General features: G+C 59.0%; 18 protein-coding genes. 6 read left to right on the top strand and 12 right to left on the bottom strand.

Features of this window, described 5'->3' with window-relative positions; genetic code table 11:
- Window positions 1-188 precede the first annotated feature (188 nt).
- The 9 genes from hycI to hycA form a co-directional block, all read right to left on the bottom strand.
- Entirely contained in the window at window positions 189-659 is a 471-nt protein-coding gene (gene hycI / locus AC07P6_RS06575; RefSeq protein WP_182234383.1) for a hydrogenase maturation peptidase HycI, read from the bottom strand.
- A complete protein-coding gene (locus tag AC07P6_RS06570) occupies window positions 652-1,062 on the bottom strand; it encodes a formate hydrogenlyase maturation HycH family protein (RefSeq protein WP_182234386.1) in 411 nt (136 codons plus the stop codon). Before AC07P6_RS06570 ends, hycI begins: the two co-directional genes overlap by 8 nt.
- Window positions 1,059-1,826, bottom strand: coding sequence for an NADH-quinone oxidoreductase subunit B family protein (locus tag AC07P6_RS06565; protein ID WP_478315909.1), 768 nt, complete (start codon window positions 1,824-1,826; stop codon window positions 1,059-1,061). The genes AC07P6_RS06570 and AC07P6_RS06565 overlap by 4 nt, the downstream gene beginning before the upstream one ends.
- Window positions 1,826-2,368: a formate hydrogenlyase complex iron-sulfur subunit gene (locus AC07P6_RS06560; protein WP_478315908.1), complete on the bottom strand. Its 543-nt coding sequence runs from the start codon at window positions 2,366-2,368 to the stop codon at window positions 1,826-1,828. The genes AC07P6_RS06565 and AC07P6_RS06560 overlap by 1 nt, the downstream gene beginning before the upstream one ends.
- Window positions 2,369-2,537: 169 nt before the next feature.
- Window positions 2,538-4,247 (bottom strand): formate hydrogenlyase subunit HycE, encoded by a 1,710-nt coding sequence (gene hycE / locus AC07P6_RS06555; RefSeq protein WP_182234396.1) that lies wholly within the window; start codon window positions 4,245-4,247, stop codon window positions 2,538-2,540.
- Window positions 4,248-4,264: 17 nt separating this feature from the next.
- A complete protein-coding gene (locus AC07P6_RS06550; protein WP_478315907.1) occupies window positions 4,265-5,188 on the bottom strand; it encodes a respiratory chain complex I subunit 1 family protein in 924 nt (307 codons plus the stop codon).
- Between the two features lie 2 nt (window positions 5,189-5,190).
- Window positions 5,191-7,017, bottom strand: a complete 1,827-nt coding sequence (gene hycC, locus AC07P6_RS06545) for a formate hydrogenlyase subunit 3 (protein WP_478315906.1) — start codon at window positions 7,015-7,017, stop codon at window positions 5,191-5,193.
- Window positions 7,014-7,622 (bottom strand): 4Fe-4S dicluster domain-containing protein, encoded by a 609-nt coding sequence (locus AC07P6_RS06540; protein WP_110275777.1) that lies wholly within the window; start codon window positions 7,620-7,622, stop codon window positions 7,014-7,016. The genes hycC and AC07P6_RS06540 overlap by 4 nt, the downstream gene beginning before the upstream one ends.
- A gap of 82 nt (window positions 7,623-7,704) precedes the next feature.
- Window positions 7,705-8,154 carry a formate hydrogenlyase regulator HycA gene (gene hycA / locus AC07P6_RS06535; protein WP_110275778.1) on the bottom strand — a complete coding sequence of 150 codons (450 nt, stop codon included), beginning with the start codon at window positions 8,152-8,154 and terminating at the stop codon, window positions 7,705-7,707.
- Window positions 8,155-8,362: 208 nt separating this feature from the next.
- Between hycA and hypA the strand changes: the two genes are divergently transcribed.
- From hypA to flhA, 6 genes are all read left to right on the top strand, one after another.
- Window positions 8,363-8,713 carry a hydrogenase maturation nickel metallochaperone HypA gene (gene hypA, locus AC07P6_RS06530; RefSeq protein WP_182234412.1) on the top strand — a complete coding sequence of 117 codons (351 nt, stop codon included), beginning with the start codon at window positions 8,363-8,365 and terminating at the stop codon, window positions 8,711-8,713.
- A gap of 3 nt (window positions 8,714-8,716) precedes the next feature.
- Window positions 8,717-9,589: a hydrogenase nickel incorporation protein HypB gene (hypB, locus tag AC07P6_RS06525; RefSeq protein ID WP_478315905.1), complete on the top strand. Its 873-nt coding sequence runs from the start codon at window positions 8,717-8,719 to the stop codon at window positions 9,587-9,589.
- Window positions 9,580-9,852: a HypC/HybG/HupF family hydrogenase formation chaperone gene (locus AC07P6_RS06520; protein ID WP_181485173.1), complete on the top strand. Its 273-nt coding sequence runs from the start codon at window positions 9,580-9,582 to the stop codon at window positions 9,850-9,852. Before hypB ends, AC07P6_RS06520 begins: the two co-directional genes overlap by 10 nt.
- Entirely contained in the window at window positions 9,852-10,973 is a 1,122-nt protein-coding gene (gene hypD, locus AC07P6_RS06515; RefSeq protein WP_304253064.1) for a hydrogenase formation protein HypD, read from the top strand. Before AC07P6_RS06520 ends, hypD begins: the two co-directional genes overlap by 1 nt.
- Window positions 10,970-11,980 carry a hydrogenase expression/formation protein HypE gene (hypE, locus tag AC07P6_RS06510; protein WP_478315904.1) on the top strand — a complete coding sequence of 337 codons (1,011 nt, stop codon included), beginning with the start codon at window positions 10,970-10,972 and terminating at the stop codon, window positions 11,978-11,980. The genes hypD and hypE overlap by 4 nt, the downstream gene beginning before the upstream one ends.
- Before the next feature lie 215 nt (window positions 11,981-12,195).
- The gene (gene flhA, locus AC07P6_RS06505; RefSeq protein ID WP_478315903.1) at window positions 12,196-14,268 is read left to right on the top strand and encodes a formate hydrogenlyase transcriptional activator FlhA; all 2,073 of its coding nucleotides are present in this window, start codon (window positions 12,196-12,198) and stop codon (window positions 14,266-14,268) included.
- A 206-nt stretch (window positions 14,269-14,474) separates the two neighbouring features.
- On the opposite strand, the gene AC07P6_RS06500 is transcribed toward flhA, so the two are convergent.
- The 3 genes from AC07P6_RS06500 to AC07P6_RS06490 are packed head-to-tail and all read right to left on the bottom strand — an operon-like array spanning window position 14,475 to window position 19,475.
- Window positions 14,475-15,875, bottom strand: coding sequence for a glycoside hydrolase family 1 protein (locus AC07P6_RS06500; RefSeq protein ID WP_478315902.1), 1,401 nt, complete (start codon window positions 15,873-15,875; stop codon window positions 14,475-14,477).
- A 54-nt stretch (window positions 15,876-15,929) separates the two neighbouring features.
- Entirely contained in the window at window positions 15,930-18,122 is a 2,193-nt protein-coding gene (locus AC07P6_RS06495) for a CBM35 domain-containing protein (protein ID WP_478316950.1), read from the bottom strand.
- Between the two features lie 15 nt (window positions 18,123-18,137).
- A complete protein-coding gene (locus tag AC07P6_RS06490) occupies window positions 18,138-19,475 on the bottom strand; it encodes a carbohydrate porin (RefSeq protein WP_478315901.1) in 1,338 nt (445 codons plus the stop codon).
- Window positions 19,476-19,520 lie beyond the last annotated feature (45 nt).

Below are 19,520 nucleotides of genomic sequence, written 5' to 3'. Positions count from 1 at the left end.
AACAAGCCGCCAAAAATACCGCAGAACGCAAACTCGCTACCGGGGAATATGTGATGTATGAAGGCAGGGTTGTGCCAGCCAGTATGCTGGCCGAAGCACAAACCAGCCATGGCGGTTTCATTAATATTTACCAGCCATGCCTTTTAAAGCGAATCTTGCCGGAGAGTATCGGCTCTCCGACATTAACCTTACTCTTCCGCCACCTCCAGCTGCGAAAACCCACCGCTCCCCTGCCAGCCGTTAAGTCTCTGATACACCACCTCGACCGCATCCTTAATCGGCTGGGTCATTGGATAGTAGAAGCCGACGATATCCGGCTGAATACCTAAGAAGATCACCTCGCCGATATCCTCTTTCAGCTGATCGATAAGATAGTTAAGCGGCATATTGTGGGTGGTCATCATAAACATCTCGGCGATATCGTCCGGGTCGACGATGCGGATTTCGCCTGGATTGAGCCCCATATCGGTGGCATCGACGATCAGCAGCCGGTCGGGGCGCAGTTCACGAATAGCGACGATGTCGTTTTCCGGGGCGCTGCCGCCGTCAATCACTACCCAATCGCCAACCGGATTAGCGGTGCACATCTCCGCCAGCAGCGGGCCTGCGCCGTCGTCACCCATCATGCTGTTGCCGACACAAAGTAAAACATCAGTCACGGAGCCTCCTCACCATCAGGTAGATGGCGCTTTCCTGGTGAATATCATGCAGCATGCTGAGCATAATTTTGCTCCACGCCTGCTGCTCGGGGGTCTGCCCGGCCTGCGCTTTATCGAAAGCGTTGGCGAGCATGGCCACGTGATTGCTGTCGATAACAATCTCGCCATATTTCGGCACACCTTCCATTTTGCGCCGCGCGGTGCTGCCCTCTTCGAGGGTGGCAATCCACGCCAGATACGCCTCCCACGGACAGCTCAGCGCCGCCTCCAGGCAGTCGATCACGCCGAGGTGGTGGCCAATCGCCAGGCTGTAATAGACCACCTGCTGCGCCTGATCGGGCGTGGCATCGTTCTCATCAATAAATTTACGGCTCAGCTGACTGAACACCACCGTTTCGCTCATCGGATACGCGCTCCCTCTACCACCTGGTTAAGATGGGTGACGATCTCGGTCAGACGCGGATCTTTCTCCGCCTCCAGCCAGCGAACCACCTGGCTGTCGCCCTGTCCGAGCAGGCGCATGTAGTCGTCAGCAATCTGGCGGCCGTAGCGATAGCCCGCCAGGCGACGCGCTTCGCGGTCGATGCGCACGCGCAGCGGCTGCACCATGTCCGGGTGAAGAATTTCAGCCGCTTGTTGGTCCTGCTCGCCAGGCAGGCGAGCGTGGATTTTCTGCTCCAGCAGGCCCAGCGCCATGGCGAAGCCGTACAGCGTCGCGGCTGGCGTCGGCGGGCAGCCGGGAATATAAACATCTACCGGCACGATTTTGTCGGTCCCGCCCCACACGCAGTAGAGGTCATGGAAGATGCCGCCGCTGTTGCCGCATGCGCCGTAGGAGATACAAATTTTCGGGTCCGGCGCAGACTGCCAGGCGCGTAATGCAGGCGAACGCATCGCGCGGGTCACCGCCCCGGTAAACAGCAGAATATCGGCATGTCGCGGCGAAGGGACCACTTTGATCCCAAAACGCTCGGCATCAAACAGCGGCGACAGGGTGGCGAAAATCTCGATTTCGCAGCCGTTACAACCGCCGCAGTCCACGCGGTAGACATAGGCGGAGCGCTTAATTTTCTTCAGCAACGCGGTTTTCATGCTGGCGATGGATTCATCCACCGTCATCGGCACCGGGATGCCGTTGTCGTCGCGCGGGCCTAATAAATTGCTCATCAGCTGGCCTCTCTCATATGGCGAGTCAGTTCAATACGGTCGGACGGCACCAGACATTTCTGGCGTTTGCACTCCGGGCAGGTCTCAAAGCTTTCGCGATGCAGCTCGGCACGGGTGTCGCCGTTGTGCTTAAGCAGCGCGATGGCGTAGTCGATCTCTTTTTGCACGGCGAACGGGCGTTCGCACACCCGGCAGTGGCAGATGTCGAAACGCGATTGCTGGAGAAAATCCTCTTTCTTCCACACCGCCAGCTCGTACTCCTGAGAGAGCTTAATCGCCGCCGTCGGGCAAACTTCTTCACAGCGTCCGCAGAAGATGCAGCGCCCAAGATTGAACTGCCACGCCAGCTGGTTGGTGGCGAGACAGGTATCCACCGTCAGCGCGTTCGACGGGCAGGCGTTCACGCAGGCCGCACAGCCAATGCACTGCTGCGGATTGTGCTCCGGCTTGCCGCGGAAATTTTTATCCACCGGCATCGGCTCCAGCGGGTATGAATGCGTCGCGGTGCCGGTCTTAATAACTTTTTTAATAAAGGTAAACATTAATTAGTTGCTCCCAGCTTACGTGCGGTGTTTTTCCCCTCACCCCGGCCCTCTCCCAAAGGGTGAGGGAGAAGTACAGACGGCGTTCGGACTTGCCCACAGCGCCAATCTGTCCCCTCATCCTCCCAGGGAGAGGGTGAGGGTCGGAAAACCCCACGCAATGGCTCAATTATTTCAGCGGCGAGTTCTTACGCTCGATGCTGTAGCGCTCCAGCTCTTTGTACGGCACCACTTTGCTCTTCTTCTTGCGCACATCGACCACGGTCATGCGGTCAGTACAGGAGTAGCAAGGGTCGAGGCTACCGATAATCAGCGGCGCATCGGACACGGTGTTGCCGCGCAGCATATAGCGCAGAGTCGGCCAGTTGGCGTAGGTCGCCGCCCGGCAGCGCCAGCGGTATAGCTTCTGGTTGTCGCCGGTCATGCTCCAGTGGATATCATCCCCGCGCGGCGCTTCCGAGAAACCCAGCGCGAAGCGGTGCGGAATATAGGTGAAACCTTCTACCGCTAGTGGGCCGCCCGGCAGGTTATCGAGGCCGAAGTCGATCATGTTCAGCGCGGTATAGACTTCGTTGATGCGCACCTTCAGGCGCGAAATCACGTCGCAGCCCTGCTCGCTGTGCACTTCCATCGGCAGCAGGCCGTAACCGACAAACGGGTGATCGGCGCGGGTATCGCGGGCATGACCGCTGGCACGCACCATCGGGCCGACGTTGCTGAAGTCGCGGGCGATCTGCGGGTCGAGACGACCAATGCCCACAGTGCGCTGTTCCATATTCGGCGTGCTGAGCAGCATATCCACCAGCTCCTGCACGTCGCGGCGCATCTGCTGCGCCAGCTGACGGGTCTGGATCATGTCCTCTTTCAGCAGGTCGCGACGGATGCCGCCAATCAGGTTCAGGCCGTAGGTTTTGCGCGCCCCGGTGAGAATTTCCGCCATCTTCATCGACGTTTCGCGAACGCGGAAGAACTGCATAAACCCGGAGTCGAAGCCGGTGAAGTGGCAGGCCAGGCCGAGGTTGAGCAGGTGCGAGTGCAGACGCTCAACTTCCAGCAGAATGGCGCGGATCATCTGCGCACGTTCCGGCACCACGATGCCCATCGCGTTCTCGACGGAGGTGGTGTAGGCGGTACTGTGGGCAAAGCCGCAGATGCCGCACACGCGATCCGACAGGAAGGTGACTTCGTTGTAGCCCATGCGGGTTTCCGCCAGCTTTTCCATACCGCGATGGACGTAGAACAGGCGATAGTCGGCGTCGATAATATTTTCGCCGTCAACGAACAGGCGGAAGTGGCCCGGTTCATCGGAAGTCACGTGCAGCGGGCCAATCGGCACCACGTTGTTCTTTTTCGTACCCAGTTCATTAATGAATTCATAGGTTTCAGCATCGGTGGTCGGTGCCGGGCGCTGACGGTAATCCATGCTGTCTTTGCGCAGCGGATACAGCTCATCCGGCCAATCGTCCGGCAGCACCAGGCGACGTTCGTCCGGCAGCCCTACCGGCACCAGGCCGTACATATCGCGCACTTCGCGCTCGCCCCAAACGGCAGCGGGCACGCGCGGCGTGACGGACGGATATTCCGGCTTATTGGCATCCACTTCCACGCGCACGGTGATCCAGCACTTCGTCCCCTGCTCCATCGACAGCACGTAGTAGACGGCGTAGTGGCCGTTCAGCTTGCGTTCGTCGTTGCCAAACAGCACCGACAGCCAGCCGCCCTGCTTGTAGTAAAGGAACTCGACCACTTCCGGTAAATAGTTGACCTTCACCGTCACGGTAAGCTGGTCTTTGGTCTGCCAGGCTTCATCCAGCACCACGCCCGGAAAGGCCTGATGCAGTGCGGCGAGATAGTGTTGACCGATTTTTTCTTCAGACATGCTCAAACTCTCTTAAATCACGCCACCAGCAAGGAGACGAAGGCTAAAAAGGCTAAACCGAACCCGGTCCAGGTAATGCGCCCGGTGATATCCAGGCGCAGACGCGCCATGCTGTTTTCGAACAGGGCGATAATCAGTACGCCAACCACCAGCTTGACGACGGCAACCACCAACGCCAGCAGCAGACCGCCGACGCTAAAACTGGTCATCTGCCCCCACGGGATAAACACGCCGACAAACATCTGCAACACCACCAGCTGTTTAAGGCTGATGCCCCACTTCAGCACGCCGAAGCCGCTTCCGCTGTATTCTGAGAGCGGGCCTTCCTGAAGCTCCTGCTCCGCTTCTGCCAGGTCGAACGGCAGCTTGCCCATTTCGATAAAGGTGGCGAAGGCGCAGGCGCACAGCGCCAGAATCAGCGGAATGCTGCGCGCGGCAGGCCAGTGGTAAATGGTGTCGGTGATGCTGCTGATATGGGTGGAACCCGCAACCTGCGCCGCAACCCACAGGCCGAGCAGCAGAATCGGCTCCACCAGCACGCCGAGCATCGCCTCGCGGCTGGCCCCGATAGCGGTAAACGGGCTGCCGGTATCCAGGCCGGAAATGGCAAAGAAGAAGCGGGCGATAGCGAACAGGTAGATCAGGGTAATCAGGTCACCCAACCCCGTCATTGGCGAGTCAACGGTGACCACCGGCAGCGCGGTGGCGATGGTCAGCATCACGCCGACCATCACGTATGGCGTCAGGCGGAACACCCAGCCGGAGGCATCAGGGCCAATGCTCTGACGGCCCAGCAGTTTGATGATGTCGCGATACTCCTGCAACACGCCGGGACCACGGCGGTTATGCAGACGCGCGCGCGCAACGCGGGTAATCCCGGACAACAGCGGCGCGGCGGCAAACAACACCAGCGCCTGCAACAATGCAATTAATACGCTCATTCTCAGGCTCCTCGCGAAATCACAATCACCACCAGCACCGCCAGCTCAACCAGCGCCACGCCGCGAAACAGCGCGGGTGCAGAAGCGCTCTGCCAGCCGGGGACCAGGCGCACCGGATTCAGCCAGTGGCGCAGCTTCAGCATCGGCGCAAAGGCTTCTTTCACCGGCATGGCGAAACCGTGGGCGGTGATGACCATTGATTTTTCATGGTCGTAGCCGCAGACCCAGGCCGCGCCGCGAGAGCGCGCTGGCAGGCGGTCGCCTTTGAAGAAGATCATCAGCAGCAGCGGCAGCAGCGGGCAGGCAATCAGCAGAATGGCGATCAGCGGCTGGGAGACAACGCTGGAAACTTCCGCCTGAACCGGGAACGCCCCGCTCACCAGCGGCAGCAACCACGGCGCGGCAATCCCGCCAATCACGCAGCAGACCGCAGCCAGCACCACGCTAAAGGTCATCAGCCACGGCGCGCAGGTGGCATTTTCCGCCTCTTTGCTGCGCGGTGCGCCAAGGAAGGTGACGCCGTAGACTTTCGCCATACACATCACCGCCAGCGCGCCGGTAATCGCCAGGCCCACCGCCAGCAGCGGCCCCAGCAGACGACCAATAAAGGCATCCCCGGTGCTTAGCTTGAAGAAGGATTGATAGATAACCCACTCCCCAGCAAAACCGTTCAGCGGCGGCAGCGCGGCCATCGCCATCAGCCCCACCAGCATAGAGAGCGAAATCAGCGGCATTTTTTTGCCAATTCCGCCGAGTTTCTCGATATCACGATGACCGGTGCGGAACCACACCGCCCCCGCGCCGAGAAACAGCGTAGTTTTAAACAAGCTATGGTTGATCAGGTGATACATGCCGCCGATAAATCCCAGCACCATCAGGGTCGGGTTATGGGTAGCGACGCCGGTGACGAACGCCCCGAGGCCGAGCAGGATAATGCCGATGTTTTCCAGGGTGTGGTACGCCAGCAGGCGCTGAATATTGTGCTCCATCAGCGCGTACAATCCGCCGATAAACGCGGTGATCATCCCCAGCACCAGCAGCATTACGCCCCACCACAGCGGCGGTACGCTTCCGGCCAGCGACACCGTCAGGATGCCGTAGAGACCGACCTTCATCACCACCGTCGAGAACAGCGCGGCAGCCGGAGCGCCCGCGCCCGCATGGGCCTGCGGTGCCCAGCCGTGCAGCGGGATAACCCCGGCCAGCAGCGCAAAGCCCACCAGACCCGGCAACCACAGCAGCGCGTTTTGCGGCGCTTCCATCGCCAGTTGGGTAATCTGCGCCAGCTCAAGGGTGCCGTAGAACGACCACACCAGCCAGCAGCTCCATGCCATCAGCAGCGTGCCGAGACGTCCCAGCGCAAACCACAGCTTGCCGGACTGCGCGCAGCCGGTAAGAAAGGCGGCGCAGAGCGCCATAATCTCCGCCATCACCACCAGCGCGCCGAAGTTCGTCACCACCACCGCGCAGGTCGCAGCGGCCAGCAACAGGTTCACCAGCAGGCCGTTCGCTTTGACCTGCGGATGGCGATGCCAGGAAATATTGAACAGTGAAATCGGCAGCGCCGACAAGCCAATCGCCAGCAGCCACAGCGCGTTAACGCCGCCAACCCGCATGGTCAAATGCAGCATCTGCAACATGCCACCGCTGATGCGTTCCGGCATCAGTAGCGCCGTTCCGCCCGCCAGCACCAGCATTACGCTGGCGACCGCGCCGCCAATCCCGGCAATCGCCCCGCTCAGCGGTTTACGCATGGTGAACAGAAATGCCAACACTGCGCTGGCGGCGTACCAGGCCACCGCCTGATTCACTAATGAAATCACACTCATTTCACGTCCCCTTGTTGCGCCTGAAACAGCGACAGATCGCCGAGGTCGGTATTAAAAGTCAGCTGTCGCTTACGCTTACTGGCCTGGGCGATATCGCGGATATCCACCAGCAGCAGCGCTTTGGTCGGACAGGTACGCACGCACGCCGGCCCCTGTTCGTCGAAGTAACACAGGTCGCATTTGACGGCGATAGCGCGCACGCCGGGTACCCAGTCGAGCAGTGAACTGACGCGGGCCGGGGCCGGTGGCGCAGCGGGTGCCAGCGGCGTATTGGCGTTGGCCGGAATATCCAGCGGACGGCTGCCGGAAAACTCAATCGCGCCGAACGGACAGGCGATGCCGCACAATTTGCAGCTTACGCACAGGCTCTCGTTGAGCTGCACCGCGCCATCGACGCGATTAATCGCATTAACCGGGCAGACGGCGGCGCAGGGGGCGTCTTCGCAGTGGTGGCACATTTGCGGCGCGGATTCTTTTTCATTGCGCATTAATTGCAGCCGGGGCATAGATTGCAGTCCCTGCTGGCGGTGAGTCTCAGCGCAGGCGGCTTCGCAGGTGCGACAGCCGATACAGACGGTGGAGTCAGCAATTACAAAACGGTTCACCGGGTCATCCTCGGGTGAAAGTCATTTTTGACGAAAACAGGTTGCGCAGGTGTCAGCTTCGACACTTGTCGACACCTGACGATTAACGGGCCTGCGTCAGGTGGTTTAAATCCACCGGCAGGCCTTGTTCCATAGCTTCATACAGGCGGTCATACACGGTGGCGATGGCCGCCAGATAGTGCTCGAGAACCTGCTCGCGGTCGCGGTTGCTAATACGGCCATCAATGGTGCCGTCTGAACCCAGCGTTGCCTGCGCAATCAAGCGCTTATCGTCACCCGTTTTGGTTTCGACGTAATATTCAATGGTATGGCTGTTAAAGCCTTCTGCCAGCGCGACGTAGACCTGAAAATGGCCAAACAGGACGAAGCACAGCTCTTTGTCCGGCGCACAGCTCATGGCGTGATGCAGACGCGCTTTCGACAGCGTTATCCCCTGAACCAGCGAGTTGCAGTAGGTGTGCCACTGCTCCTGATGCTGGCGGTGACGATCGGCGATGTAGTCCGCCTTTTCACTTAATTCCCAAATAGTCATCCCGGCTCCCCCGTTGTATGAGATGCACCGTTTAAGCATTTTCCGTGCCAAATTTTAATCAATTGATATTTAACGAATTTAATATAAACAAACCGTTAAAATGACATGTCGATGACGATGTCAGACGGCTGTCATCGTCATTTATCCGACATTAGCTATGACCTGGCATCGTTATTGCATTAATGGGCCATCGCGATACGGAGGCACCATGCACGAAATCACTCTTAGCCAGCGGGCGCTGGAAATTATCGAACAGCAGGCGCAGCAGGCCGGCGCGCGTCGGGTCACCGGCGTGTGGTTGAAGGTCGGGGCGTTCTCCTGCGTGGAAGCCAGCGCGTTGACCTTCTGCTTTGAACTGGTGTGCCGCGGCACGCTGGCGGAAGGCTGCGAACTGCATATCGCCGAACAACAGGCTGAATGCTGGTGTGAAACCTGCCAGCAGTACGTGCACCTTATCTCACAGCACGTGCGCCGCTGCCCGCAGTGTCAGAGCGACCAGCTACAGATCGTGGCGGACGATGGCTTACAGATTCAGCGAATAGAAGTAGATCAGGAGTAAATTATGTGTACAACCTGCGGCTGCGGCGAAGGCAACCTTTATATAGAAGGCGACGAACATAACCCGCATTCGGCGTTTCGCAGCGCCCCCTTCGCGCCTGCCCCGCGCCCGATGATGAACATTACCGGCGTCAAAACCGATAACTTCGCCCCAACCCGCTCAGAGGCTGGCGACCTGCACTACGGTCACGGCGAAGCGGGAACCCACGCGCCGGGCCAGAGCCAGCGGCGGATGTTAGAAGTCGAAATCGACGTGCTGGATAAAAACAACCGTCTGGCCGCCCGCAACCGCGCGCGCTTCGCCGCCAAAGGCCAGCTGGTGCTCAACCTGGTCTCCAGCCCCGGCTCCGGCAAAACCACCCTGTTAACCGAAACCCTGGTGCGGCTGAAAGAGAAAACTGCCTGCGCGGTGATCGAAGGCGATCAGCAGACGGTGAACGATGCCGCGCGCATTCGCGCCACCGGTACCCCGGCGATTCAGGTCAACACCGGTAAGGGTTGCCACCTCGACGCGCAGATGATTGCCGACGCAGCCCCGCGCCTGCCGCTTGCCAACAACGGCATTCTGTTTATCGAAAACGTCGGCAACCTGGTGTGCCCGGCGAGCTTCGACCTCGGCGAGCGCCATAAAGTGGCGGTGCTGTCGGTGACCGAAGGCGAAGACAAACCACTGAAGTACCCGCACATGTTCGCCGCCGCCAGCCTGATGCTGCTCAACAAAGTTGACCTGCTGCCGTATCTCAACTTTGACGTTGAACAGTGCCTCGCCTGCGCCCGCGAGGTGAACCCGAATATTGAAATCATCCTGCTTTCCGCCACCAGCGGCGAAGGCATGGACCAGTGGCTAAACTGGCTGGAGGCGCAGCAATGTGCATAGGCATTCCGGGACAAATCTGCGCCATTGACGGCAATCTGGCGAAGGTTGAAGTGTGCGGCATTCAGCGCGAAGTCGATCTCACCTTAGTCGGCGCGGTCGACGACCAGGGCCAGCCGCGCCTCGGCCAGTGGGTGCTGGTGCACGTCGGCTTCGCCATGAGCATCATTAATGAAGCCGAGGCCCGCGACACCCTGGAGGCGCTACAAAATATGTTTGAAGTCGAGCCGGACGTCGGTGCGCTGCTGTACGGCGAGGAGCGGTAATGCGTTTTGTTGATGAATACCGCGCCCCGGAACAGGTGATGCAGCTGGTGGAGCACCTACAGCAGCGGGCGCACCTGTTGCCGCATACCGCCGAACGTCCCCTGCGCATTATGGAAGTGTGCGGTGGCCATACTCACGCCATTTTTAAGTTTGGCCTCGACCAGCTGCTGCCGGAAAATATCGAGTTTATTCACGGCCCCGGCTGCCCGGTGTGCGTCTTGCCGATGGGACGCATCGACGCCTGCATCGATATCGCCAGCCGCCCGGGGGTGATTTTCTGTACCTTCGGCGACGCCATGCGCGTGCCGGGAAAAAACGGTTCGCTGCTGCAGGCAAAATCGCGCGGGGCCGACGTGCGGATTGTCTATTCGCCAATGGATGCCCTGAAGCTGGCGCAGCAGAACCCTGAGCGTGAAGTGGTATTCTTTGGTCTCGGCTTCGAAACCACCATGCCCGCCACCGCTCTGACCCTGCGTCAGGCCCGCGAGCGCGGCGTATCCAACTTCTACTTTTTCTGCCAGCACATCACCCTGCTGCCGACCCTGCGCAGCCTGCTCGATCAGCCGGATAACGGGATCGACGCCTTTCTCGCCCCCGGGCACGTCAGCATGGTCATCGGTACCGAAGCCTACGGATTTATCGCCAGCGACTATCATCGTCCATTAGTGGTGGCAGGATTCGAACCGCTTGATCTACTGCAAGGCGCAGTGATGCTGGTTGAGCAGACAATAGCGCGGCACAGCGAGGTGGAAAACCAGTACCGCCGCGTAGTGCCCGATGAAGGCAACCCGCTGGCGCAGTCAGCCATCGCCGACGTTTTCTGCCTCAGCGGCGACAGCGAGTGGCGCGGTCTGGGGGTGATTAGCGATTCCGGCGTGCATCTGACGCCCGCTTATCAACGCTTTGACGCCGAGGCACATTTCCGCCCGGCACCGCAGCGCGTTTGCGACGATCCGCGCGCCCGCTGCGGCGAGGTGCTGACCGGTCGTTGTAAACCTCATCAGTGCCCGCTGTTCGGCAATACCTGCAACCCGCAAAGCGCGTTCGGCGCGCTGATGGTCTCATCGGAAGGCGCTTGCGCCGCCTGGTATCAATACCGCAGTCAGGAAATCGAAGCATGAAAAGCGTCCAGTTAGCCCACGGTAGCGGCGGTCAGGCGATGCAACAGCTGATCGCCTCCCTGTTTATGCAGGCTTTCGCCAATCCCTGGCTGGCGGAGCAGGAGGATCAGGCGCGTCTCGATCTCGCTCAGCTTACCGCTCAGGGCGACAGGCTCGCCTTCTCCACCGACAGCTACGTCATCGATCCGCTATTTTTCCCCGGCGGCAATATCGGCAAGCTGGCGGTCTGCGGCACCGCCAACGATGTGGCGGTGAGCGGCGCGATCCCACGCTATCTCTCCTGCGGATTTATTCTTGAAGAGGGGCTGGAGATGGCCACTCTCGAAGCGGTGGTGAGTAGCATGGCGCAGACCGCGCGGGAAGCGGGTATCGCTATTGTCACCGGCGATACCAAAGTGGTACCGCGCGGGGCGGCGGATAAGCTGTTTATTAACACCGCCGGGATCGGCGTCATCCCCACCGGTATTCGCTGGGGCGCACAGCAGATTAGCGCCGGCGATGTCCTGCTGGTCAGCGGCACGCTTGGCGATCATGGCGCGACGATTCTCAACCTGCGCGAGCAGATGGGGCTGGACGGCGCGCTGTCCAGCGACTGCGCGGTGTTGACGCCATTAATTCAGGCCCTACGCGATGTGCCTGGCGTCAAAGCGTTGCGCGATGCGACCCGCGGCGGAGTAAACGCGGTGGCCCATGAGTTCGCCGCCGCCAGCGGCTGCGGGATTGAGCTGCACGAACAGAAGCTGCCGGTTAACGATACCGTGCGCGGCGTGTGCGAGCTGCTCGGGTTGGACGCGCTAAATTTTGCCAATGAAGGTAAGCTGGTCATTGCCGTCACCCGCGAGGCGGCGGAAAGCGTACTTACGCATTTACGGTCTCACCCGTTAGGGCGAGATGCGGCGATAATTGGCGACGTTGTTGAGCGCCGGGGAGTGCGATCCATTGGCCTGTACGGCGTGAAGCGCACGCTCGACCTTCCCCACGCCGAGCCGCTGCCGCGCATTTGTTAACGGAGTACGGGAGAGTTCCCGGAGGCGGCGCGTTGCGCCTGTCCGGGCTACAAAACCCAGACCGGTAGCCCGGACAGATGCGCAGCATCGCCTCCGGGGAAAACATCGGGCCACTACGGATGGCTAACAGCGGCAACAACCGCTTTATTAACATACTATTATTTGTGTCATCACTTTCTTCTGCGCCGCGTTGTGGTGCTTTTTGGACTTAAGCAATGTCGTATACACCGATGGGCGATCTTGGGCAGCAGGGTCTGTTCGATATCACCCGTATTTTATTACAGCAGCCGGACCTGGCCGCGCTGAGCGAAACGCTGACCCGCCTGGTGCAGCAATCCGCGCTCGCCGACCGGGCAGCAATTATTCTGTGGCAAGCGGGTAACCATCGCGCAGTCCGCCACGCTTGCGATGACACTGGCCATCCGGTCAGTTACGAAGATGAGACCGTCCTCGCTAACGGCCCGGTAAGACGCCTGCTGTCGCGCCCGGACGCGCTGCATTGCGATAGCACCACCTTCGCCGAAACCTGGCCGCAGCTCGCCAAAAGCGGACTCTATCCCGCTTTTGGCTACTACTGCCTTCTGCCGCTGGCGGCAGAAGGCCGCATCTTCGGCGGCTGCGAGTTTATTCGCGACGACAACCGTCCGTGGACAGAAAAAGAGTACCAGCGGCTGCATACCTTTACGCAAATCATCGCCGTGGTGACCGAGCAGATCCAAAGCCGAGTCAGCAATAACGTTGACTACGACCTGCTGTGCCACGAGCGCGATAATTTCCGTATTCTGGTGGCGATCACCAACGCCGTACTCTCGCGGCTGGATATCGACGAGCTGGTCAGCGAAGTGGCAAAAGAGATCCACCGCTACTTCCGCATCGACGCCATCAGCGTGGTGCTGCGCAGCAACCGCAAGGGCAAGCTCAACATCTATTCCACCCACTATCTCGACGCCAGCCATCCGGTGCACGACCAGAGCGAAGTGGACGAGGCCGGCACCCTGACCGAGCGAGTGTTCAAAAGCAAAGAGATGCTGCTGCTTAACCTGCACGAACATGACCCGCTGGCACCGTACGAAAAAATGCTCTTCGAGATGTGGGATAACAAAATTCAGACCCTGTGCCTGCTGCCGTTGATGTCCGGCAATACCCTGCTTGGCGTGCTGAAGCTGGCGCAGTGCGATGAAAAAGTGTTTACCACCACCAACCTTAAGTTGCTGCGGCAAATCGCCGAGCGCGTGTCGATTGCCGTCGATAACGCCCTCGCTTATCGCGAAATCCAGCGTCTGAAGGAGCGGCTGGTTGATGAGAACCTCGCCCTGACCGAACAGCTCAATAACGTTGAAAGCGAGTTTGGTGAAATCATCGGACGCAGCGAAGCGATGAACAGCGTGCTCAAGCAGGTCGAAATGGTGGCGCACAGCGACAGCACGGTGCTGATCCTCGGCGAAACCGGCACCGGTAAAGAACTAATTGCCCGCGCCATTCATAACCTCAGCGGGCGCAACAGTCGTCGGATGGTCAAAATGAACTGCGCGGCGATGCCCGCCGGGCTGCTGGAAAGCGACCTCTTTGGTCACGAACGCGGAGCCTTTACCGGCGCCAGCGCTCAGCGCATCGGCCGCTTCGAACTGGCGGACAAAAGCTCGCTGTTCCTTGATGAAGTGGGCGACATGCCGGTAGAGCTGCAACCGAAGCTGCTGCGCGTGTTGCAGGAGCAGGAGTTCGAGCGCCTCGGCAGCAATAAGTTGATTCACACCGACGTACGCTTGATCGCCGCGACCAACCGCGATCTTAAGCAGATGGTCGCCGATCGCGAATTCCGTAGCGATCTCTACTACCGCCTGAACGTCTTCCCGATCCACTTGCCGCCGCTGCGCGAGCGCCCGGACGATATTCCGCTGCTGGTAAAAGCCTTCACCTTTAAAATCGCCCGTCGTCTGGGACGTAATATTGACAGCATTCCGGCAGAAACCCTGCGTACCCTCAGCCGCATGGAGTGGCCGGGAAACGTACGCGAACTGGAGAACGTCATTGAGCGTGCGGTGCTGCTGACCCGCGGCAGCGTGCTGCAACTATCACTGCCGGAAATGAGTATCGAGCAGGAACCGCTGGCCGCAGAAGTGCTGCCGGAAGACGGCGAAGATGAATACCAGCTGATTATCCGGGTACTGAAAGAGAGCAATGGCGTGGTCGCCGGACCGAAAGGCGCGGCCCAGCGGCTGGGGCTAAAGCGCACAACATTGCTTTCAAGAATGAAACGGCTGGGCATTAATAAAGACCACCTGATGTAACGCCATCATCAAACGCCAGCAGATTAGCCTCGCTGGCGGAAATATCATACCCGGCTCGCGGCTAACGCCCTAGCCGGGCTACCTGTCCGCAGACGGTGGGGAATCCGAAGCCCGGGTGGGTATGGCTTCCCGGAGGCGATGCTGCGCATCTGTCCGGGCTACAAGTTCGTGCAGTTTGGTAGCCGCCTCCGGGGGATTTTGCGAAGCTATTTATCAGAACTGAAGCCGTTGCTGGTCGCCAGTTCGGCAAACCACAGCGCGTTGCGTTTTATCTGCCGCTCGCCGGTTTGCAGGTTGAGCCGCCAGAAACCGTAGCGCCGCTTGAACGAGTTAATCCACGACCAGTTATCGATAAAGGTCCACTGATGCACGCCAAAGCAGTTGGCACCGTCGGCAATGGCGCGATGCAGCTGCACTAGATGCTCTTCCATCAGGCTGATACGGAACGAATCATCAATCACTCCGTCTTCACCCGGCTCGCCTTCCGACTCAATATCCATCGCAATACCAATTTCGGCGAGGAACCACTTTATATTGCCGTAGTTATCGCGAATATTGGCGGCAATGTCGTAAATCGCCTGCGGCAGAATTTCATTATTATCGCGATACGGGTTAAAGCGCCCTTCTGGATTCACGTAGTTTTCGAAGTAAAACTCTGGCGTGAAATAGTCCAGCGCATAGTCGCTTTCGCGCGCCTTCACCCGCCGCGGCACGTAGTAGTTGACGCCGAGAAAGTCGACGTGCGAGCCGGTAATGAGCTCAACATCGGCTTTCGTCACCACCGGCAGGCAATCGTGAGCGGCCAGAATTTCGCACAGCTCTTTCGGGAACTGATGCTTCACCAGCGGGTCGAGGAAGCTGCGGTTAAAAAACAGATCCGCATACCACGCCGCCTTTTTGTCCTCCGCGCTGTCGTTGCGGGTATAGGACGGCGTCAGGTTCAGCACCACGCCAATCTCGCTTTTCAGCGCCAACGCACGAAACTCGCGGACCGCTTTGGCGTGGGCCAACATAATGTTGAACGCCACCTGCGCCGCCAGCTTGCCGTCTTTTTTACACGGATAGTGGAAGTCATACAGATAGCCCCCCTCTACCGGCACAATCGGCTCGTTGAAGGTAATCCAGTATTTCACCTTGTGGCCAAATAGCTCAAAAGCGGTGCGGGCGAAACGAGCGAAAAGATCCGTCACATGCGCCGACTCAAAGCCGCCGTACTGCTTTTGCAGGGCTTCCGGCATGTCGAAATGATAGAGGTTGATCATCGGCTCAATGCCGTTTTCAATCATTTCATCCAGGTAATCGTTATAGAAACGCACCGCGTCCGCATTGGGCGCGCCGGTTTCGAAGTCGTCAATGAGCCGCGACCATTGAATCGATGTCCGAAAGGAGTTGAAGCCGGTCTGCTTCATCAACGCCACGTCCTGCGGATATTGATGATAAGTGTCGCAGACGGTTTGCGGCCCAATCTGCTGATAAAAACGCTCCGGCTGCTCGGCAAACCAGCTATCCCAAATTGAACGGTGCGGCTTGTTGCTTATGCCCTCCGTTTGCGCGCCTGATGCCGCCGCGCCCCAAAAAAAGCCTTCCGGAAACTGATACCGGGTCATAACGCCTCCTGTAAGTTAAAAAAGGCTGCACCCAACGAGCGCAGCCAATAAGCACTACTCTGCAACCACTTCAATTGACTTGATAAACATATAGCCCCAGTCACCGGCGAATTTACCGAAGTCGACGCGGTTATCACCGGCCTTCAGCTCAACGGGCACCAGCAGCTGCTGGCCCTGCTCATCGGTCTGCGGGAACTCCACCGCGATTGGCGCGCCGCCGTTAACGATAAACGAGTTTTTCTTACCGCCCCATTTGCCGTTGAACGTCACCCGCAGCTGATACTTTCCGGCCCACGGCGCGGCAACCTGCCAGCTCACCTTATCGCCATCGTTGGCAAACGGTCCGAGGAAGCCATCGTCGCCCAACGTCAGCGCATCTTTCTCACTTTTGGCCGCCTCAATTTTGCCTTGCGTAACATTAAACACCCCACCGCCAAAGCGGCAGTAATCGGCAGGCGTTTTACCAACGGCTTGCGTCACCGTCACCTTGACGGTTTTGCTGCTTTTGAGCAGGCCGTCATCGGCTGTAAAGGTCAGGTCATATTCACCGGGCGCGCTAAACCAGGCGCGGGTTTCGGCTTTATCCGTGGCACAAAAATGGGCCTGCGCGTTGCCGCCGTTGCTCCAGCCCACCTTCACGTTACGGTCCGGTAACGCATCATCGCGCCAGCTCGCGGTTAATTGCACGCCCTGATCCTGAGTCGTGGTGAGCTTATCGACCAGCGTTACCACCGGAGCCTGATTCTGCTGGGTGTGCTTGACGCTAATCACGTTCGAAGGCGCCGAACTACCGCTCTCGTTTTTGGCGATGGCGCGGTAATAATACGTATTCCCCAGTTGCAGACTGCGATAGTCATCGCGGAACAGATCCATCGTCTGCGGGTTCCACTCGTTAACGCCGTCGGAGATATCGCGCCCTACCACTTTCCACGGCCCTTTTGCCGAATCAGCGCGCTCCACGTCATAAGTGCGTCCTACCGCCGCCCCCAGCCAGTTGATGGCAAACGGCGAATCCGTCGCCCGCAGCTTCGGCGCGTCCGGCTTCGGCAGCGGCGGCGCTTTCTCCTGCCCGCTCATCTGCGCCGCCGCGGTCCGTACCAGGTCGACCACGTCTATTTCCTGGTTGGCTTTACCCTCTACCGGGAAGCCCGGCAAGTGGTAGCTGTAGTGGCCAGTGGACTCTTTATGCCAGTAGAAGCCACCCTCGTGACGATGGCCACGGAAGCCCCAAATCAGCCCACCCGCCGCCTGCGCGCCGTTGACCTCGCTATGCACAATCGACTGCATAATCGCATTGAGCTGCTGCGCGTCCAGCAGACCGAATTCGCCCACCATGTACACTTTCTTACCCGCAGTCGCCATCAGATCTTTTTTTACCTGATCGGGATGGTTGTTATCGGCATTGGTGTAGTAGTGGTTGCTGACGATATCGACGTTCGGATCGTTGAGTGCAAACGCATTGATTTTCTTATAGGTGCCGTCCACCACCAGCTGATGCGGCGCCCACTTTTTGATCCACGCGGCGGTCTGCTGAAGGAACGCGGCATTGGTGTCTTCCAGCTCGTTGCCGGTCTCCCAGGCCATAATCGCTTTTTCGTCATAATACGGGCGACCGGTCACGCTGTTGGTGCGGGTGATCACCTGGCGAATCACGTCGAGATAGGCCTTGAAGGTTTTGCTGTCGGTCCGATAAAAATCCTCCGGCTTTTCATGATAGAACGCCGCCAGCTGCTCGCGGCCGCCCCACCACCACCAGTGATCGATAAACGGCAGGATCAGGCGCAGTCCCTGTTTGTCCGCTTCGGCGATCATATTGTCGTAAACCCGCATCGCCTTTTCGTTGAGGCGCGGCATGCCGTCGGCGCTTTCCGGGGCCAAAATATGGGTTTCGCGACCGCAGGCCTGGTCAAACTCCTGCTGCACCGAGAGCACATACACTCGCTGCGCTTTGGCTCCAGTTTGCACCTGCGCCTTAATCCAGTTTTCCTGTTCGTCCGCCGTCGGCCAGCGGAAGTATTGCCCCCAACCGCGCGAGTCGGCTTTGCAGGTGCCGCGCGCATCGTCTTCAATACGGTGCAGCTCCGGCGCGTGGATGCCCGCAAAGCGGAAGACCTTGTCACCGTCTTTTAGCGTTGCGCCGTCGCGGGTAATAAAGTGTTCAAAGTGCGACTGCTCTGCGGCCATCGCCCCTGCGCTTCCCAGCGCCGAAAGCAGCGCCACGAGCATCAGTTTCTTTACCGGCTTGATCATTGTTATCTCTCCTTAGAACCAGACTTCGGCCTGCACGCCAAAGTTCAGCGTGTCGGTGTCGCCGCTGCGCGAGTAGCCGCCTGCGGAAATGGTGTTGGTGCTCCAGTCGTAGTTGCCGTCCAGCGCATCGGAGACACCTTTGTCCCACCTGGCGTAGGTAACGAAGAAGCGCAGCTGTGGGCGAGTCCAGAAGCCAGAGTCAAAGGTCAGGGTCGGCGCAACGGTGATTTTGGTCAGACCGCCTTTGCCTTTGCCGTCCACGCCTTTGTAGTTTTTATCGTCGAGATATTCGTAGCCCAGCTCATACTGCATGGCGAAGTTTTTGGTGATCTGCTGGTACGGACGGATCCCGGCCACCCAGCTGGAGCGCCCCCAGCCGTCGGCATCTTCCGTCCACCAGCGGTAGTTTTTGTCTTTCTGGTAATAAGCGAAAGTCGATATTTCCCAGTCGCCCAGAGAGGCCATATTATCCAGCACTACGCGCCAGGATTGGGTGTCTTCGAGGTTAGCCCAACCCCAGCCGTTTTTACCCAGCGAGTCCCCTGCCGCCAGGCCGCGCCCGTACTGGAAGACCACGCGAGAGTAGCCGCCGGTCAGGCCGTAAAAACCGTCAAAGTTGTAGACCCCGGTCACGCCGTAGCCCTTTTCCGCCGAGGTCGGGTGATTCTCGTTGCGGTTCATGTGGTGACCAATCAGCTCCAGATCGAAGCCGGTGCCGCCGATCTTTTTCAACCACAGGTTGAGCGAGTAGTCATCCGGATAACCCTGATCGCCTTTATCGACCGGGTAGGCTTTGGTTTCGTCCGTCGGCGAGAAGGCGTAAACCCCGGCGTCGAAGCGGGCGAAGCCGAGATCCATGTTATCGAAGCCGCCGCCGGTACCGTTGTACTGAATGTACTCCCAGTCAAACTGGTGGCTGGAGGTGTTGGAACTGCTGTAGCGCTTACCGGCCCAGAAGGTCATTTCCGGGGCGAAGTCGAGATTCGACAGCTCGGCAAAGCCTTCGCGGAACTGAACATCATGCCCGTCATCATCCTGACAGTTCCAGTCAGAGGTACATTTTGACTGGTGGGTGATGTTGGCCTGGACTTTCGCCACTACGCCGCTGTCTGAGGTTAACGTCACCGTCGGGATCAGTTCGATCTTGGTGTCCTCTTCGTTGCCCAGACGCCATTTGCCGTCCGGCATCAGGCCGACGGAGTCGGCGCGGTTGCCATCGGAGTTAGCGAGGATCCCCGAACGGATATAGCCATGGAGCATGAAATCGTATTTCTGCTCGGCGCTGGCGCAGTCGCTCATCACCATGAGGGCGAGTAAAGACAGAGGTATTGAATGATTTAGCCTGATCATTTTTTTTCCTTGGTTATTTTTTTATTAACACTGCCTGAGAACGGA

Source organism: Klebsiella sp. GFKo11 (genome assembly GCF_056490265.1).
Note: the sequence above shows the minus strand (reverse complement) of the source record. Positions and strands in the feature narration are given on the sequence as shown.

Bases quoted from the DNA above. Each gene is read 5' to 3' on its own strand.
- hycA (WP_110275778.1), bottom strand. From the start codon at position 8,154: ATGACTATTTGGGAATTAAGTGAAAAGGCGGACTACATCGCCGATCGT.
- AC07P6_RS06550 (WP_478315907.1), bottom strand. From the start codon at position 5,188: ATGAGCGTATTAATTGCATTGTTGCAGGCGCTGGTGTTGTTTGCCGCC.
- hypD (WP_304253064.1), top strand. From the start codon at position 9,852: ATGCGTTTTGTTGATGAATACCGCGCCCCGGAACAGGTGATGCAGCTG.
- AC07P6_RS06570 (WP_182234386.1), bottom strand. From the start codon at position 1,062: ATGAGCGAAACGGTGGTGTTCAGTCAGCTGAGCCGTAAATTTATTGAT.
- flhA (WP_478315903.1), top strand. From the start codon at position 12,196: ATGTCGTATACACCGATGGGCGATCTTGGGCAGCAGGGTCTGTTCGAT.
- AC07P6_RS06500 (WP_478315902.1), bottom strand. From the start codon at position 15,875: ATGACCCGGTATCAGTTTCCGGAAGGCTTTTTTTGGGGCGCGGCGGCA.
- hycC (WP_478315906.1), bottom strand. From the start codon at position 7,017: ATGAGTGTGATTTCATTAGTGAATCAGGCGGTGGCCTGGTACGCCGCC.
- AC07P6_RS06560 (WP_478315908.1), bottom strand. From the start codon at position 2,368: ATGTTTACCTTTATTAAAAAAGTTATTAAGACCGGCACCGCGACGCAT.
- AC07P6_RS06520 (WP_181485173.1), top strand. From the start codon at position 9,580: ATGTGCATAGGCATTCCGGGACAAATCTGCGCCATTGACGGCAATCTG.
- AC07P6_RS06565 (WP_478315909.1), bottom strand. From the start codon at position 1,826: ATGAGCAATTTATTAGGCCCGCGCGACGACAACGGCATCCCGGTGCCG.
- hycE (WP_182234396.1), bottom strand. From the start codon at position 4,247: ATGTCTGAAGAAAAAATCGGTCAACACTATCTCGCCGCACTGCATCAG.
- hypB (WP_478315905.1), top strand. From the start codon at position 8,717: ATGTGTACAACCTGCGGCTGCGGCGAAGGCAACCTTTATATAGAAGGC.
- AC07P6_RS06490 (WP_478315901.1), bottom strand. From the start codon at position 19,475: ATGATCAGGCTAAATCATTCAATACCTCTGTCTTTACTCGCCCTCATG.
- hypE (WP_478315904.1), top strand. From the start codon at position 10,970: ATGAAAAGCGTCCAGTTAGCCCACGGTAGCGGCGGTCAGGCGATGCAA.
- hypA (WP_182234412.1), top strand. From the start codon at position 8,363: ATGCACGAAATCACTCTTAGCCAGCGGGCGCTGGAAATTATCGAACAG.